The following is a 1,025-nucleotide window of genomic DNA, read 5'->3' on the forward strand; positions in this document are numbered from 1 at the left end:
ATCCTCAAGAAAGAAGCTTTCGCCAACGCCATCCGTGTCAATGGTGCCATCGGCGGCTCGACCAATGCGGTCGTGCATCTGCTGGCGATTGCCGGCCGCGTCGGCACCGAACTGACACTGGACGATTGGGATCGATATGGCCGCGATGTACCGACCATCCTCGACCTGATGCCGTCAGGCCGCTTCCTGATGGAGGACTTCTGCTACGCAGGCGGCATTCCGGCGGTCATGAAGGAGATCGGCGATCTGCTCGATCTCGACGTGCTGACCGTCACCGGCAAGACCGTGCGCGACAACATCCGTGACGCTAAAAACTACAATCCCGAGGTGATCCGCCCGCGCGACAAGGCGCTTACTCCCAATGGCGGTATCGCGGTGCTGCGTGGCAATCTGGCGCCCGACGGCGCCATCATCAAGCCGTCAGCCGCGTCACCGGCCCTGATGAAGCATCGCGGCCGCGCCGTCGTCTTCGAGGACATCGACGACTACAAGGCGCGCGTCGACGATCCCGCGCTCGACGTCGACGAAGCGTCGATCATGGTGCTGAAGAATTGCGGCCCCAAGGGCTATCCGGGGATGGCCGAGGTCGGCAACATGGCGCTGCCCCGGAAGCTGCTGAAGCAGGGTGTCCGCGACATGATCCGCATCTCCGATGCCCGCATGTCCGGCACCGCCTTCGGCACCGTCGTGCTGCATGCCGCACCCGAAGCCGCCATCGGCGGCCCGCTGGCGCTGGTCAGGAGCGGCGACTTCATCGAGCTCGACGTCGAAGCAAGGAAGCTGCATCTCGACGTGTCGGCACAGGAGCTGGCGCGGCGTCGTGAATCCTGGCTACCGCCCGTCCCGGCGATGCGCGGCGGCTATCAGGGCCTCTATGTCGACCGTGTCCTGCAGGCGGACCGCGGCGCCGATCTCGACTTTCTCGTCGGATGCCGTGGCCACGCCATTCCACGCGAAAGCCATTGAGGCCGACCAGCATGCCCAATTTCCGGCCTGACGATTTCCACGCCATTCACGCCATTCTC

General features: G+C 64.5%; 1 protein-coding gene. It reads left to right on the forward strand.

Annotated features, from left to right (window positions below):
• Positions 1 to 966, forward strand: a 966-nt coding sequence (locus EN879_RS37080) for a dihydroxy-acid dehydratase (RefSeq protein ID WP_206521102.1), incomplete at its 5' end; no start/stop codon positions are given.
• Positions 967 to 1,025 lie beyond the last annotated feature (59 nt).

Origin of the sequence: Mesorhizobium sp. M7A.F.Ca.AU.002.02.1.1, from assembly GCF_003998535.1 — a bacterium.
Taxonomy (GTDB): Bacteria; Pseudomonadota; Alphaproteobacteria; order Rhizobiales; family Rhizobiaceae; genus Mesorhizobium; species Mesorhizobium ciceri.